Raw genomic sequence first — 14,455 nt, 5'->3', positions numbered from 1 at the left:
AAGCAATGAGACGGATTCTGGCTGGCGCCGCGGCGTTGGCGATCGCCTTCTCGGCCGTCCCGGGCTTCGCCCAGGAGAAGCTCGCCGTCTGGTGGGTCAAGGGTTTCTACAAGGCCGAGGACGAGGCGCTGTTCGCCGCGATCACGAAGTTCGAGGCCAGGACCGGCGTGAAGGTCGACGTCTCCCAGTACGCGGCGGAGGACATGATCCCGAAGACGGTCGCCGCCCTCGACACCGGTTCGCCGCCTGACATTGCCTATTCATACGACGTCCGGATCGCGGCCAAGTGGGCCTTCGACGGCAAGCTCGAAGACATCTCCGACGTCATCGAGCCGATGAAGGACCGGTTCCTGCCGGCCACCATAGAGACCGCGTACCTCTACGACGGCAAGGCCAGCAAGAAGGCCTTCTATGGTTTCGTGCTGAAGCAGCAGGCGCTGCACGTCGCGTACTGGAAGGATATGCTGGCGACGGCGGGCTACAAGGAAAACGACATTCCCGGGACCTGGAAGGATTATTGGTCCTTCTGGTGCGACAAGGTCCAGCCGGCCTATCGCAAGGCGACCAGCAGCCGCGTCTATGGCATCGGGAGGCCGATGGGCGTCGACTCGACCGACTCGTTCCAGTCGTTCATGAGCTGGGTCGACGCCTACAACGTGAAGCTGGTCGACGAGTCGGGCAAGCTACTGGTCGACGATCCCAAGGTGCGGGACGGGTTGATCTCCGCCCTGCGCGACTACACCTACGTCTATGCCAGGGGCTGCTCGTCGCCTTCGTCAACGGGCTGGAAGGACGGCGACGGCGCCGTGGCCTTCAACGATCGCACGACGATCATGACTCACGACTATTCGATCGCGATCGCGGCCAAGTGGCTCGACGATGCCAACAACCCGCGGCTCACGCCGGCAGAGCGCGCTGCCGGCCGCAAGGCCTACGACGAGCTGATCGCGACGGCGGGTCTCCCCACGAAACCCGATGGCACCCCGATGGTCTATCGCACCATCGTCAAGGTGGGGGTGATCTTCCGGGAATCGAAGAACAAGAAGCGTGCCCGCGAATTCCTGCGGTTCCTGCTCGAGGAGGAGAATCTTCGCCCCTACGTCGAGGCCGGCCTGGGCCGCGGGTTCCCGGTGACCAAGGCCGGCCAGGAGAGTCCGTTCTGGCAGGCCGACAAGCATCGCAGGGCCGTGTATGACCAGTTCAAGACGTCGCCGCAGCCTTCCGAGTTCATGAAGAACTGGAAATTCGCGCGCCTCGACGCCGAGAACGTTTGGGCCAAAGCGATGAACCGCGTGGTGACGGACAAGGTGTCGGTCGAGAAGGCCGTCGACGAGCTGATCGCCCGCATCAAGGAAGTGGCCCGGTAGAGCTGCCTTCGCGGTTGGGCTCTCCGTCCCGTCGTTAGCCCCGCCGCGCGCGGCGGCGGGCCGAGAAGGAGGCCCTGAGCTGGTCGGCGAACTGTTCGACCTCGGCGCACCAGCGCAGGGCGGGATCCCAGATGGCGCTCAGATCCATGCCAAGAACGACGCCGTTTGCGACGATCTTGGCGGTGTGCAGGTCCGTGCGTGTGGTCGCCGGTATGACGGCCGTGCCGAGGCCGGCCCGAGCCAGTGCAAGAATCACGGTTCCCGAACCGCCCTCATGGCGAATGCTGGGAGACAGAGACAGTAACCGCACCGCCGCGTCGAGGGTCAGGCGCGACTGATACTCGCGGTCCAGCGCCAGAAGATCGCGCTCGCACAGCGCCCGGAGATCGATGCCGTTCCTGCGCTCGACGGCGCTGAAGGGCCTGGGCGACGCCGCGAGGATATCGAGACGCGCGATCTGATGATCGACGAGGCCGGCGTCGTAGCGGGGGCGGCCTGTAATGCCCATCGACGCGTCCCCGCTCAGTACGAGATCTTCGACATCGACTCCACTCGCCTCGATGACGCCGATACGGATGTGCGGCTTGGCCCGAGTGAAATCCGCGATGCCCGGCGCCACGACTGTCTCGATCGTGTGCGCCGTCGCCGCGACGGTGATCCGGACGGCGGGCTGCACGCTGTTGGCGCGGGCGGCGGCTTCCAGCCGCGCGATGCTCTCGAGAGCCGACGAGGCCAGCGGCAGCAGATCGTGCGCGTCGGTGGTCGCGGCCATGCCGCGGCCCGACGGCTCGAACAGGGCGAGCCCCAGCCGATGCTGCAGTTCCGTAACGCGGCGGGACAGGGCGGATTGCGAAATGTTGAGGCGTTCGGCCGCCTCCACGAGGGACCCCGACCGATACACGGCCACGAAGGACTCCAGCAGCCGCTTGTCCATTCTTGCGAAATCCTCAGCAATAACTCTGCAAACAATGCACTTCATGCATAGGGTGGATCGGTGCTAGCGCTGCGTCAACCGCACCCGTCGTGGGGCGGATCAGGAAGGGATCTCAGGGATGAAGCGCCGCCACGTCCTGTCGCTCGCGTCTGCCGCCGCCGGATCGATGATCGCCAGCCCGGGCGCGCACGCGCAGGGCGCCTATCCCGACCGGCCGATCACGCTGGTGGTCGCCGCCCCGCCGGGCGGCGGCACCGACATTGTCGGCCGCATGTTCGCCGAACATCTGTCCAAGGAGTTCGGCCAGCAGGTCATCGTCGACAACAAGGGCGGCGGCAACGGCAACATCGCCACGGCGCTCGTCGCGAAGGCCAAGCCGGACGGCTACACGCTGCTGATGCAGTACTCGTCCTTCCATTCGGCCAATCCGGCAATGATCAAGAACCTGAACTGGTCGCCGAAAGACCTGACGGGCGTCGCCATGGGCGCAATCGCGCCGCAGCTCATCGTCATCGCCAAGAAGGTACCGCCCGACAACCTGAAGGACTTCATCGCCTACGCGAAGGCCAATCCCGGCAAGCTGAACTATGCCTCCTTCGGGCCTGGTTCGGTCGCCCATATCGGCGGCGTCATGCTGAACAAGGCGGCCGGCATCGATCTTGTCCATATCCCCTACAAGGGCGCCGGACCGGTGAGCGCCGATCTCGTGGCGGGTCAGGTCGAGCTGGCGGTCATGAGCCCACCCTCGCTCGCGGCGCACATCCGCAACGGCAACGTGAAGGCGCTCGCGCTGGCGAGCGAGGCACGCCTTCCCACGTTCCCCGACATTCCCACGACGGCGGAAGCGGGCCTGCCGGGTTTCATCTTCGATGCCTGGTACGGAATGTTCGCGCCGGCGGGGACCCCGAAGCCGATCATCGACAAGTTGAACGCGGCGATGAGGAAGATCGCCAAGTTCGACGTCGTCGTGGAACGATCGAACCAGCTCGGGATCGTCCTGAAGGACTGGAACGCGGAACAGTTCGACCGGTTCGTCGCCACCGAAGGCGACGTCTGGTCGAAGATCATCAAGGACAACAAGATCACACTCGACGAATAGGGCAACGGAGAGAGTCATGTCAGGTTCACTGAACGCCAATGCTGGCCCGCGTATCCGCTACAAATCGGATGAAAGCGCGCCTTACGAGACGATCACCGTCGACAAGCTGACGCCGATCATCGGCGCGGAACTGGGCGGCGTCGATCTCAGCAAGCCGCTCTCTAACCGCCAGCAGGACGAGATCCATCGCGCGCTGGCCGAGAACCTCGTCATTTTCTTCCGGGACCAGGTGCTCACGCCCGAGCAGCACATGTCGTTCGGCCGCCTGTTCGGCGACCTGCACGTCCATCCAGCGGCGCCGCACGAACCCGGCATGCCGGAATTCATGATCATCCACTCCGACAGGAACAGCCCGCGCGCCAACGGCGAGGGCTGGCACACCGACGTGAGCTGCGAGGTCGAGCCGCCGATGGGCTCCATCCTGCACATCCAGACCTGCCCGCCGCGCGGCGGCGACACGCTGTTCGCCAACATGTATGCCGCCTACGACGCCCTGTCGGACCGCATGAAGGCCTATCTCGACGGCATGATCGCCCTGCACGACGGCGAGCCGGTGTATCGCGGCCTGTTCAAGCCGATCGGGGTGGCCGACAAGCCCGAGTATCCGCGGGCCGAGCATCCGGTGGTGCGCACCCATCCGGTGACCGGCCGGAAGTGCCTCTACGTCAATGCCGGGTTCACCAGCCGCCTGCTCGGCGTGCCGCGCGACGAGGGCGACGCCATCCTGCGCTACCTCTACCAGCACATGGAGAACCCGCTCTTCCAGTGCCGCTTCCGCTGGCGCGAAAACTCGATCGCCTTCTGGGACAATCGCTGCGCCCAGCATCGTGCCATGTGGGACTACTGGCCCCACACGCGCAGCGGCCATCGCGTGACGGTCACGGGCGATCGGCCGTTCTAGTCGCCTTCAGGCCCGTACGGACGGCAGCGGCGGGGCGGCGATGGCGTGCGCCGCCAGTCTCCTTCGGTCGGCCTCGGGACGGATGAAGAGCAGGCCGATGAGGCCGCCGCCGAGAAGCAGCACGCCGAGAATGACGTAGCCCTGTTCGTAGCCGGCAAGGGGCGTCGCGGCGTTCTGGATCATCGACCCCATGATACGGGGGGCGAGGACGCCGGCGAAGGTCACGACCGACGTGGTGATCGCCAGCATCGCGGCACGTTGCGGGTGCGGGGTGAGTTCGCTGATGATCATGGGCAGGACGACGTAGATCGTGCTGCCGATGGCGGAGCCGAACACCAGGAACGCGATCTTGAGACCGTCGTTCGGCATGGCACCGACGAACGGGAGGGCGCACCCGCCGGCGATGATCGTGACACACGGCAGCATGCCGCGGCAGACGCGACTGGAGACACCCTTCCTCTTGAGGCGCTGCGAGAGGTAGCCTCCCGTCAGCACGACAAGGGCGCCGAAGACCCACGGCAGCACGGTGAGATTGCCGCCGAGCTTCTGGCTGAAGCCGAGGCCGGCGACCAGGTACGACGTGAACCAGGTGAGACCCAGCGCCAGGCCCCAGTAGCTGGCGAAGCCCGCGGCACAGACGGCAAGGATGGTGGGGCAGGTCAGCAGGTAGCGATAGGGCACGCGTTCGTTGCCGCCGCTGGTACTGACCGGCGGGCCGACGAGGGTGCCGAGCCGATGTCGCCGAACTGTTCGGGTGTCAGGCCGAGATCCCGCGTGAGGGGAACGGCCGCCAATCCGACGACGACCTTGTCGGCGAAGTTGATCAGCATGAAGAGGAAGAGCAGGGCAGTCATGCCCCAGGTCCCCTTGAGGGGACGGTCCTGGACGGTCACGTGGGTGTTTCTCCCGGTCATCCTGTTGGCCGGCCGCGCACCTCCTTCCGGCAGGCGGTTGCTTCGCAGCGTCAAGCAATGCCGGACGTGCGACGAAGCGCGGCGAGAGCGGCCAGTCTCCGGCGATCGGCTTCAGGCCGGATGAAGATCACGCCGATGAGGCCGCTTGCCAGCAGGAGGCCGCCCAGGATGGTGAAGCCGTTGTCGTAGCCGGTGAGGCGCGTGGCCGCGTCCTGCACCACCACGCCCATCGCGAAGGGTGCAACGACTCCGCCCAGGGTCATGATCGAGTTCACGATGGCCAGCATGGCGGCGCGCTGCGACTGCGGCGTCAGCTCGCTCACCACCAGGGGCACGGCGACGAAGATGGTGCTGCCGATCGCGGTGCCGGCGATCAGGATTGCGAGCTTGAGGTCGGGCGCGGACGTGAAGCCGATGAACGGCAGGATGCAGCCGCCGACCATGACGGCGGCCGAGGCAAGAATGCCGCGGGAGGCCCGGCTCGAGGCGCCGCCGGCCTTCAGCCGCTGCGAGAGCCAGCCGCCGGCGAGCACGACCACCAGGCCGGCGATCCACGGCAGGACGCTGAGATTGCCGCCGAGCGTCTGGGAAAAGCCCAGCCCATCGACGAGGTAAGGCGTGAACCAGGTGAGGCCGAGCGCCAGTCCCCAGTAGCTGGCGAAGCCCGTGCAACAGGCCGCCAGGATGGTGGGGCAGGTAAGGAGGTCGCGATACGGCACGCGGGTCTCGCTGTCGACGCGTTCCGCGACCGGAGGGTCGACCAGCGTGCCTTCGCGGCCGAAGAAGAACCACAGGACGCTCCACAGCAGGCCTGCAATGCCGATCGCGCCGAAGGCCCAGTGCCACGAATGGTGGACGATGATCCAGTTCAGCGCCGGCACGGCCACGACGACGCCGATCGCCGAGCCCTGCGCTACCACGGCGGTGGGGACGGCGCGCAGCGAATCGGGAAACCATTTGTAGAGCGCGTGGGTCGCCACCGGGCTGGCTGGCCCCTCGGCGGCACCCAGCAGGATTCGGCAGGCGATCAGAACCTCGAAGCTCACCAGACCCAGCATCGGGAACTGGAGCAGGGACCAGAAGATCGCCATGGCGAGCAGGGCGTTGCGCGCCGGAAGGCGATTGGCGACGAAGCCGACCAGGACGGCCGAGAAGGGGAAGAGGAAGAAGAACGCCGAGCCGATCAGCCCGAACTGCTCCGGGGTGAGACCGAGGTCCTCCATGATCGGCTTGGCGGCGAGGCCGATCACCATCTTGTCGGCGAAGTTCACGAGCATGAAGAGGAAGATGAGGAACGTGATTCCCCAGGCCCCCTTCAGGGGCCGATCCTGGCCGGCCACGTGACGTTTCTCCCCCTGCTCCTACGGTGCATCAGATGGGATGTGGTCTGGCTCGTCAAGGAATGGCCGTCTGAGCGACTTCGTCCCGTCGGGCATGAAAAAGGGGCGCCCGAGGCGCCCCTTCTCGAAGATCAGTAACTGACAGTGATCAGTTCTTCACGAACGGGCACTTGCCGTCCTTCATCGGACGAAAGGCTTCGTTGCCCGGCACCGTGGCGACCAGCTTGTAGATGTCGTCCTTGCTCTTGGACTCGGCCGGAGTCTTGACCTGGAAGAGGTACATGTCGCGCTCCAGGCGGCCGTCCTCGCGCAGCTTGCCGTTCTTGGTCATGACGTCGTTGACGGGGATCTCCCGCATCTTCGCCATCACCGCCTTCGGGTCGTCTGTGCCGGCAGCCTGCACGGCCTTGAGGTAGTGCAGCGTCGAGCTGTAGACGCCGACCGTCAGCATGCTGGGGATCTTGTCCTTCTTGGCGCGGAAGCGCTTGGTCCAGGCGCGGGTCTCGTCGTTGAGATCCCAGTAGAAGGCCTCGGTGAGGACGAGGCCCTGTGCCACCGGCAGAGTGAGGGCGGCCACGTCGGTCGAGAAGACCAGCAGCCCGGCGAGGCGCTGGCCGGCCTTGGTGATGCCGAATTCGCCGGCCTGCTTGATCGAGTTGATCGTGTCCTGGCCCGCATTGGCGAGGCCGATGACCTTGGCCTTCGAGGCCTGGGCCTGCAGCAGGAAGGACGAGAAGTCCTGCGTGCTGAGCGGATGCCTGACGCCGCCCAGGACCTTGCCGCCGGCGCCGGTCACGACCGCGGTCACGTCGCGCTCGAGCGCATGGCCGAAGGCGTAGTCGGCGGTGAGGAAGTACCAGGAGTCGCCGCCGTCCTTGACGACCGCGCCGCCCGTCACCTTCGCCAGCGCATAGGTGTCGTACACCCAGTGCGCACCGGTCGGCGAGCAGGCGGGGCCGGTCAGGTCGGCCGACGCCGCGCCGGTGTTGATGTCGATCATGCCCTTTTCCTGGGCGATCTTGCGGACGGCCAGCGCCACCGACGAGGTGCCGATCCCGGTGATCATCTTCACGCCGTCGACGTCGTACCACTTGCGCGCGATCGCCGCGCCGACGTCGGGCTTGGTCTGGTGGTCGGCCTGAAGGACCTCGATCGGACGGCCAAGAACCTTCCCGCCAAAATCGTCGATCGCCATCTGGATGGCCTCGACCTCGCCCTGGGTGAGGTCGCCGTAGACGCCCGAGAAGCCTTCCATGACGCCGATCCTCAACGGCTGGGGCGCCTGGGCCTGGGCATAAGTCGCCAGGCCGATGACGGCGAGACCGGCGACGGCGGCCGCCGCTCCGGCCTGCCTGATGCTGGTTGTGAACTTCACGGTCTTGATCCTCCCAATGCTTTTCCCCGTTTCGAGTCTTGGAAATCTATCCGCGTGTCGAAGCCGACGCCAGTGCTGGACAGCGGCGCAAAGCTTCGATTTATTCGCGTGACAGGGAGAGGCGATGGCCAGCGAAGAGATAATTCTCGAGGCAAGCGGACTGACGAAGGAGTTCAAGGGCTTCATCGCGGTCAAGAACGTCAATTTGCGCGTGAAACGCCACACAATTCACGCGTTGATCGGGCCAAATGGCGCGGGCAAGACGACCTGTTTCAACCTCCTGACTCACTTCCTGACCCCGACCGCGGGCCAGATTCACTTCAACGGGCGCAACATCACCGGCAGTTCGCCGGCGGCGATCGCCCGCATGGGGCTCGCCCGCTCGTTCCAGATCTCGGCCGTGTTTCCCCATCTCAGTGTGCGTGAAAACGTCCGCGTCGCCCTGCAGCGCAAGCTCGGGATTTCCTTCCAGTTCTGGCGCTCCGAAAGCGTGCTCGCGCGCCTCGATGCGCGGGCGATGGAACTGGTGGCGGCCGTAGGCCTCGCCGACTTCGCGGAGGCGCAGGCCGTCGATCTTCCCTATGGCCGCAAACGCGCGCTGGAGATCGCCACGACCCTGGCGCTCGAACCCGAGATGATGCTGCTCGACGAGCCGATGGCCGGTCTCGGCCAGGAAGACATCAAGCGCATCGCCGCGCTGATCCGCACCGTCGCCCGGGACCGCACCGTCCTGATGGTCGAGCACAACATGTCCGTCGTCGCCGACCTCTCGGACACGATCACCGTGCTGGCGCGCGGCGAGGTGCTCGCCGAGGGGCCGTATGCCACGGTGTCCAAGCATCCCGCCGTCATCGAGGCTTATGTCGGAACCGGTCATGGCTGAGACATTGTTGAAAGTTGCCGGCCTCCAGGCCTGGTACGGCGAGTCGCACATCCTGCACGGTGTCGACTTCGAGATCCGCCGCGGCGAGCTCGTCACCCTGCTGGGGCGCAACGGCGCCGGCAAGACGACGACCCTGCGCTCGATCATGGGCATCCTGGGCAAGCGCACCGGCTCGATCGCCTTCGACAGCAAGGAAACGATCGGTATGTCGTCGGATCACATCGCGCGGCTGGGTATCGCCTACTGCCCCGAGGAGCGGGGCATTTTCTCCAGCCTGAACGTCGACGAAAACCTGCGCCTGCCGCCGATCGTCAAGCCGGGCGGGCTCAGCATCGAGGAAATCTACAGGCTCTTTCCCAACCTGCTGGAGCGGCGATACAGCCAGGGCACGAAACTGTCGGGCGGCGAGCAGCAGATGCTGGCCATCGGCCGCATCCTGCGCACCGGCGCGGACCTGCTGCTGCTCGACGAGCCGACCGAGGGGTTGGCGCCGGTCATCGTCCAGCGCATCGGCGAGATCATCCGGCAGCTCAAGAGCCGGGGCTTCACCATCCTGCTGGTCGAGCAGAACTTCCATTTCGCCGCGACCGTCGCGGACCGTCACTACGTGATGGAGGACGGCCATGTGGTCGATATGGTTGCTTCGAGCGATGTCCAGCAGAGTATCGGCAAGCTGCAGACCTATCTGGGAGTGTAAGGCCGCATGTTCGAACTCTTAGGCATTCCTCCCCAGGCCCTGTTCGGTCAGCTCTTGCTCGGTCTCATCAACGGCGCCTTCTACGCGATGCTCAGTCTCGGCCTCGCGGTGATCTTCGGCATGCTGAACGTCATCAACTTCACCCATGGCGCGCAGTACATGATGGGCGCCTTCGCGGCCTGGCTGCTGCTGGGCATACTCGGCATACCGTTCTGGGTCTCGCTCGTCGTCGCGCCGGTGATCGTCGGGCTGTTCGGCATCGTCCTCGAGAAGGTCCTGCTGAAACGCATCTACCATCTCGACCATCTCTACGGCTTCCTGCTGACGTTCGGCCTGGCTCTCGTGATCGAAGGCCTGTTCCAGTGGAAGTGGGGCTCGTCGGGCGCGCCCTATCCCAATCCGATTCCGGGCGGCTTCAATCTCGGCTTCATGTTCCTGCCGACCTATCGCGCCTTCGTCGTAGTGGCGGCGCTCGTGATCTGCCTCGCCACCTGGTACGGCATCGAGCGCACCAGGCTCGGCGCCTATCTGCGCGCGGCCACCGAGAACCCGACGCTGGTCCGGGCCTTCGGCATCAACGTGCCGCGGCTGATCACGCTCACCTACGGGCTGGGCGTGGGGCTGGCGGCGCTGGCCGGCGTGTTGGCAGCGCCCATCCAGCAGGTCTCGGCCCTGATGGGCGTCAATCTCGTGCTGGTCGTCTTCGCGGTCGTGGTGATCGGGGGCATGGGCTCGATCATGGGCTCGATCGTGACCGGCTTCGGCCTCGGCCTGATCGAGGGCTTGACCAAGGTGTTCTATCCGCCGGCCTCCAACACGGTGATCTTCGTTGTCATGGCGCTCGTCCTGCTGATCAAGCCGGCCGGCCTGTTCGGGCAGACCAAATGACCACTCAGCGCGTAGGATACGCCCTCCTGATCGTGTTGGCGCTGGTCGCACCGACCTTTGCCTATCCCGTGTTCCTGATGAAGGCGCTGTGCTTCGCGCTGTTTGCCTGCGCCTTCAACCTGCTGCTGGGCTATGCCGGCCTCATGAGCTTCGGCCACGCCATGTTCTTCGGCATGGCGGGCTACTTCTACGGCCATGTCGTGAAGGCCTGGGACATGGCGCCCGAACTCGGCCTGCTGGCCGGCGTGGCCGGCGCCGCGCTGCTGGGGCTCGTGACCGGTGCGCTGGCGATCCGTCGCCAGGGCATCTACTTCGCCATGATCACGCTCGCCTTCGCTCAGATGGTCTACTTCTTCTGCATCCAGGCGCCGTTCACCGGCGGCGAGGATGGCCTGCAGGGCATCCCTCGCAAGGCGCTGCTCGGCGGACTGATCCCGATCAAGGACGACAAGGTCCTGTACTACGTCGTGCTGGCGATCTTCCTGTTCGGTTACGCCACCATCTATCGCGTCATCTATTCGCCGTTTGGACAGGTGCTGAAGGCGATTCGCGACAACGAGCAGCGCGCGCTCTCGCTGGGCTACGAAGCCGACCGCTACAAGCTGCTGGCCTTCGTGCTGTCTGCGGGACTTGCGGGACTGGCGGGGGCCACCAAGGCGATGGTCCAGCAGTTCGCCACTCTGACGGACGTCGCGGCATCGACCTCGGGCGAGGTCGTGCTGATGGCGCTGGTGGGCGGCCTGGGCACGATCATCGGTCCGGTGGTCGGCGCCTTCATCATCATCACGATGCAGAACTACCTCGCCGCGACCGGCGAGTTCGTCCTGGTGATCCAGGGCGCGATCTTCGTGGTCATCGTGCTCGCCTTCCGCAAGGGCGTGGTGGGCGAGCTTGCGGAGTGGTGGAAGCGACGGCGGGCAGGCTGAGCGAGGCGGGCGGGTCTTGCCCGCCGCACCCATTCGCGCGAAGAACGGGCTCGTATCCAGGGGGAAACCATCGACATGACCGAGCTTTCCGAAGACCAGCTGTTCGCCGAGCTGCGCAAGATCGACACGCCGACCATCACCAACGTGGTCGCGACCTATCCGAAGAACCCCCTCTGCCTCGGCCTCTACAATCCCTGGACCGAGAACTGGTACACCGACACGTCGATCCGCTGCATGTACCCGGAGATGGGCGCCATCATCGGCTATGCGGTGACCTGCGTGTACGGCCTGCCCGATCCGAACTTCGCCGGCCGGCTGACCTTCATGGACGTGGTCGATGCGCTCGATGCCATGAAGAAGCCGACCATCCTGGTCATCCAGCAGAAGTGGCCACCCGAGCTGATGAACAAGGCGGGCCTCGCCGGCGAGATGATGACGACCTCGATGCAGGCGGTCGGCTGCGTCGGCCTGATCTCCAACGGCCCCTCGCGCGACGTCGACGCGATCCGCCGCATGAAGTTCCAGATGCTGCTGGGCGGCGTCACGGCCGGCCATGGCGAGATGGCGGTGCAGTCGGTCAACGCGCCGGTGTCGATCGGCGGCATGGACGTGGCGCCCGGCGAGCTGATCCACATGGACGAGAACGGCGCGGTGAAGTTCCCCGCCCAGCACGCCCGCGCGGTGCTGAAGAACGCCCAGGCGATGCTGGCCGATGAGGCCGACAAGCTCGAGAAGATGCGCAAGGCCAAGTCCGCGGCCGAGATCCGCGCGATCAACTCCGGCGGGACCTACGGCGCCAAGAAGGGATAGGGGCGCTCTCCGATGACGGAGATCGTCGCCGAGCCACGGCCCGTACGCTGGGGCCTGGCGGCCAAGCTGTTCGCGATCCTGCTGCTGCTCGGCGCCGTGGCGGTGATGATCACCGGCGTCCTGGGCTACATTCGCGCACGCGAAGCGCTGGAGCGCGCGATCTTCGCCCAGCTCACGGCGGCCCGCGAGACCAAGGCCCATCAGGTCGAGTCCTATTTCCGCACCGTGCGGAACGAAGTGCGCCTGCTCGCGGCCTCGAAGATGGTCGTCGACGCTACGCGCGGTTTCCGAGACGCCGTCGACGAGTTCGACAAGAAGCCGGTGCCTCCCGAGGTGAAGGAGAGCGTGCACGGCTGGTACGATGGCCACTACATCCCGATGGTACGCAGGCTGCTCGGCACGGACGTGCCTGCCAGCGAATTCATGCCCTCCAGCCCGGCCTCGTATTTCCTGCAGGACCTCTACATCGTCAGGAATCCGCATCCCGACGGGCGGCGGGATCTCCTGGACGATGCCGGAGACGGCGGCGCCTACAGCAAGGTCCATGCGGTGTACCATCCGTTGATGCGGACCGCGGCCGCCACGGTGGGTTTCGAGGATTTCATGATCGTCGACCCCCGCACCGGCCGCCTGATCTACACCGTCGACAAGGATGCCGATTTCGCCACGTCGCTGCGCGCCGGTCCCTATCGGCACTCCAACCTGGCCGCTGCGGCTGCCCGCTGCGCCACAGCCCCCGATCCGTCGGCCACGTGCCTCGAGGACTTCTCGCCCTACCTGCCGTCGAACGGCGCTCCCGAGGCCTTCATGACCGCCCCGATCATCGACCAGGGGGTCGTGACGGGTGTGCTGGTCGCGGAGCTTTCGGTCGACGAGATCGATGCCATCATCACCGGTGGTCGACGCTGGCGCAACGAGGGGTTCGGGGCGACCGGCGAGGCCTACCTGGTCGGCCCGGATTTCCTGGTACGGTCGAGCGGCCGCAATTTCTTCGAGAATCCCGCTGCCTATTTTTCCGATCTGAAGGCCGGGGGCGCCTCCGACGAGGACATCGCTGCCATCAAGCGTTACGGTTCGCCCATCCTGCACCAGCATGCGGATACCGCAGCAACGCGTGCCGCGATTGGCGGGGTCGACGGGATCGGTGAAATTCTCGGCTATCGCGGTGTTTCCACGCTCGCGTCCTGGGGGCCTGTCCGGATTACCGGCATCAAATGGGGCCTCGTCGCCAAGATCGACAGTTCGGAAGCGTTCGAGCCGGTGTACCGCCTGGAACGCGACCTGTTGATCGTCGGGGCGATCGCCTTCCTTGTGGTGGTGGTGACGGGGGCCTGGCTCTCACGCTCGCTCCTCGGCCCGTTGCGCGAACTCACCGCCGGCGTGCGCCGTTTCGCGGCGGGCGACCACGACGCGCACGTGACGGTGCGGACGCGCGACGAGATCGGCCAGCTCTGTCTCGCCTTCAACGGAATGATCGACGACATCAACCAGAAGAACGTCGTCATCGAGACCAAGAACCGCGAGAACGAGGAGCTCCTGCTCAACGTGCTGCCGGCCCCGATCGCCAACCGTCTGCGCGGAGGTGAGAAGGGCATCGCCGATGGCTTCGCCGAGGTCACGGTGGCCTTCGCCGATCTGGTGGGATTCACGGCCCTGTCGTCGGAGATGCCGCCGGCCGAGGTGGTCACTCTGCTCAACGGTCTGTTCACGCGCTTCGACGTCGCGGCGAGCGAACTGGGCATCGAGAAGATCAAGACCGTCGGCGATGCCTACATGGCGGTTTGCGGCCTGCCCGTTCCGGTGCCCAACCATGCCGAACGCATGGTGCGCATGGCCATCCGCATGGTGCACATCACGCGTGAGCACGCGATGGAGCACGGCGTGTCGATGAAGCTGCGCGTCGGCATCAACAGCGGCCCGGTCGTGGCCGGTGTCATCGGCAAGAGCAAGTACATCTACGACCTGTGGGGCGACACGGTGAACCTGGCGAGCCGAATGGAATCGGGCGGCATCCCGGATTCGGTGCAGGTCACGCGTCCGGTCTACGAAAAGCTGAAAGACCAGTTCGTCTTCGAATCGCGCGGCGAAATCGAGGTCAAGGGCAAGGGCAACGTCGAGGCCTGGGTCTTGCGCCTCTGACGCTTCAGCCGAGGCCGAAGCTCAGCTTGGTCGCGATCACTAGGCCGGTGACGGCGATGCTGCACAGGATGAGGCCGAACACGCGGGTCACGATCTCGATGCCTGCCTTTCCGAGCAGGCGGAACAAGGTGCCCGCGAGGGCGTAGACGGCGAAGAGCAGGCAGAGGCAGAGCGCCAGGATC

General features: G+C 65.7%; 15 protein-coding genes. 9 read left to right on the top strand and 6 right to left on the bottom strand.

Annotated elements, in window-relative coordinates; genetic code table 11:
* Positions 1-5 precede the first annotated feature (5 nt).
* On the top strand, positions 6-1,367 hold the full coding sequence (locus Q7V45_RS16860) for an ABC transporter substrate-binding protein (protein WP_304854125.1): 1,362 nt from the start codon (positions 6-8) through the stop codon (positions 1,365-1,367).
* 34 nt (positions 1,368-1,401) lie between these two features.
* Here the strand turns inward: Q7V45_RS16860 and Q7V45_RS16855 are convergent, their stop codons facing one another.
* Positions 1,402-2,301, bottom strand: coding sequence for a LysR family transcriptional regulator (locus Q7V45_RS16855; protein WP_304854124.1), 900 nt, complete (start codon positions 2,299-2,301; stop codon positions 1,402-1,404).
* Between the two features lie 118 nt (positions 2,302-2,419).
* On the opposite strand from Q7V45_RS16855, the gene Q7V45_RS16850 reads away from it, so the two are divergent.
* Positions 2,420-3,400 carry a tripartite tricarboxylate transporter substrate binding protein gene (locus Q7V45_RS16850; protein ID WP_304854123.1) on the top strand — a complete coding sequence of 327 codons (981 nt, stop codon included), beginning with the start codon at positions 2,420-2,422 and terminating at the stop codon, positions 3,398-3,400.
* Between the two features lie 16 nt (positions 3,401-3,416).
* Positions 3,417-4,301: a TauD/TfdA family dioxygenase gene (locus tag Q7V45_RS16845; protein WP_304854122.1), complete on the top strand. Its 885-nt coding sequence runs from the start codon at positions 3,417-3,419 to the stop codon at positions 4,299-4,301.
* Between the two features lie 6 nt (positions 4,302-4,307).
* Here Q7V45_RS16845 and Q7V45_RS16840 read toward each other — a convergent pair whose 3' ends face one another.
* The 4 genes from Q7V45_RS16840 to Q7V45_RS16825 all read right to left on the bottom strand — a co-directional run bounded on the left by Q7V45_RS16840 (position 4,308) and on the right by Q7V45_RS16825 (position 7,930).
* The gene (locus tag Q7V45_RS16840; RefSeq protein ID WP_304854121.1) at positions 4,308-4,982 is read right to left on the bottom strand and encodes an MFS transporter; all 675 of its coding nucleotides are present in this window, start codon (positions 4,980-4,982) and stop codon (positions 4,308-4,310) included.
* The gene (locus Q7V45_RS16835) at positions 4,961-5,194 is read right to left on the bottom strand and encodes a hypothetical protein (protein WP_304854119.1); all 234 of its coding nucleotides are present in this window, start codon (positions 5,192-5,194) and stop codon (positions 4,961-4,963) included. The genes Q7V45_RS16840 and Q7V45_RS16835 overlap by 22 nt, the downstream gene beginning before the upstream one ends.
* A 71-nt stretch (positions 5,195-5,265) precedes the next feature.
* The gene (locus Q7V45_RS16830) at positions 5,266-6,555 is read right to left on the bottom strand and encodes an MFS transporter (RefSeq protein WP_304854117.1); all 1,290 of its coding nucleotides are present in this window, start codon (positions 6,553-6,555) and stop codon (positions 5,266-5,268) included.
* 148 nt (positions 6,556-6,703) lie between these two features.
* Positions 6,704-7,930: an ABC transporter substrate-binding protein gene (locus Q7V45_RS16825; protein ID WP_370692616.1), complete on the bottom strand. Its 1,227-nt coding sequence runs from the start codon at positions 7,928-7,930 to the stop codon at positions 6,704-6,706.
* A gap of 124 nt (positions 7,931-8,054) precedes the next feature.
* On the opposite strand from Q7V45_RS16825, the gene Q7V45_RS16820 reads away from it, so the two are divergent.
* From Q7V45_RS16820 to Q7V45_RS16795, 6 genes are all read left to right on the top strand, one after another.
* The gene (locus Q7V45_RS16820; protein ID WP_304854115.1) at positions 8,055-8,813 is read left to right on the top strand and encodes an ABC transporter ATP-binding protein; all 759 of its coding nucleotides are present in this window, start codon (positions 8,055-8,057) and stop codon (positions 8,811-8,813) included.
* Positions 8,806-9,510: an ABC transporter ATP-binding protein gene (locus Q7V45_RS16815; protein WP_304854113.1), complete on the top strand. Its 705-nt coding sequence runs from the start codon at positions 8,806-8,808 to the stop codon at positions 9,508-9,510. Before Q7V45_RS16820 ends, Q7V45_RS16815 begins: the two co-directional genes overlap by 8 nt.
* Positions 9,511-9,516: 6 nt before the next feature.
* Positions 9,517-10,398 carry a branched-chain amino acid ABC transporter permease gene (locus tag Q7V45_RS16810; RefSeq protein WP_304854111.1) on the top strand — a complete coding sequence of 294 codons (882 nt, stop codon included), beginning with the start codon at positions 9,517-9,519 and terminating at the stop codon, positions 10,396-10,398.
* Positions 10,395-11,324: a branched-chain amino acid ABC transporter permease gene (locus tag Q7V45_RS16805; protein ID WP_304854109.1), complete on the top strand. Its 930-nt coding sequence runs from the start codon at positions 10,395-10,397 to the stop codon at positions 11,322-11,324. The genes Q7V45_RS16810 and Q7V45_RS16805 overlap by 4 nt, the downstream gene beginning before the upstream one ends.
* A 75-nt stretch (positions 11,325-11,399) precedes the next feature.
* Positions 11,400-12,134, top strand: coding sequence for an RraA family protein (locus Q7V45_RS16800; protein WP_304854107.1), 735 nt, complete (start codon positions 11,400-11,402; stop codon positions 12,132-12,134).
* A gap of 12 nt (positions 12,135-12,146) precedes the next feature.
* Positions 12,147-14,273 carry an adenylate/guanylate cyclase domain-containing protein gene (locus tag Q7V45_RS16795; protein WP_304854105.1) on the top strand — a complete coding sequence of 709 codons (2,127 nt, stop codon included), beginning with the start codon at positions 12,147-12,149 and terminating at the stop codon, positions 14,271-14,273.
* A 4-nt stretch (positions 14,274-14,277) separates the two neighbouring features.
* Here the strand turns inward: Q7V45_RS16795 and Q7V45_RS27060 are convergent, their stop codons facing one another.
* Positions 14,278-14,451 (bottom strand): MarC family protein, encoded by a 174-nt coding sequence (locus tag Q7V45_RS27060; RefSeq protein ID WP_370692621.1) that lies wholly within the window; start codon positions 14,449-14,451, stop codon positions 14,278-14,280.
* Between the last annotated feature and the right edge of the window lie 4 nt (positions 14,452-14,455).

Origin of the sequence: Reyranella sp. (assembly GCF_030651995.1) — a bacterium.
Taxonomy (GTDB): Bacteria; Pseudomonadota; Alphaproteobacteria; order Reyranellales; family Reyranellaceae; genus Reyranella.
The sequence above is the reverse complement of the archived record's forward strand: the minus strand, read 5'-3'. Positions and strand labels throughout refer to the sequence as shown.

What these genes read in the sequence shown, in the direction of transcription:
- Q7V45_RS16855 (WP_304854124.1), bottom strand. Translation starts at nt 2,301, where the DNA reads ATGGACAAGCGGCTGCTGGAGTCCTTCGTGGCCGTGTATCGGTCGGGG.
- Q7V45_RS16850 (WP_304854123.1), top strand. Translation starts at nt 2,420, where the DNA reads ATGAAGCGCCGCCACGTCCTGTCGCTCGCGTCTGCCGCCGCCGGATCG.
- Q7V45_RS16800 (WP_304854107.1), top strand. Translation starts at nt 11,400, where the DNA reads ATGACCGAGCTTTCCGAAGACCAGCTGTTCGCCGAGCTGCGCAAGATC.
- Q7V45_RS16860 (WP_304854125.1), top strand. Translation starts at nt 6, where the DNA reads ATGAGACGGATTCTGGCTGGCGCCGCGGCGTTGGCGATCGCCTTCTCG.
- Q7V45_RS16845 (WP_304854122.1), top strand. Translation starts at nt 3,417, where the DNA reads ATGTCAGGTTCACTGAACGCCAATGCTGGCCCGCGTATCCGCTACAAA.
- Q7V45_RS16810 (WP_304854111.1), top strand. Translation starts at nt 9,517, where the DNA reads ATGTTCGAACTCTTAGGCATTCCTCCCCAGGCCCTGTTCGGTCAGCTC.
- Q7V45_RS16820 (WP_304854115.1), top strand. Translation starts at nt 8,055, where the DNA reads ATGGCCAGCGAAGAGATAATTCTCGAGGCAAGCGGACTGACGAAGGAG.
- Q7V45_RS16795 (WP_304854105.1), top strand. Translation starts at nt 12,147, where the DNA reads ATGACGGAGATCGTCGCCGAGCCACGGCCCGTACGCTGGGGCCTGGCG.
- Q7V45_RS16815 (WP_304854113.1), top strand. Translation starts at nt 8,806, where the DNA reads ATGGCTGAGACATTGTTGAAAGTTGCCGGCCTCCAGGCCTGGTACGGC.
- Q7V45_RS16805 (WP_304854109.1), top strand. Translation starts at nt 10,395, where the DNA reads ATGACCACTCAGCGCGTAGGATACGCCCTCCTGATCGTGTTGGCGCTG.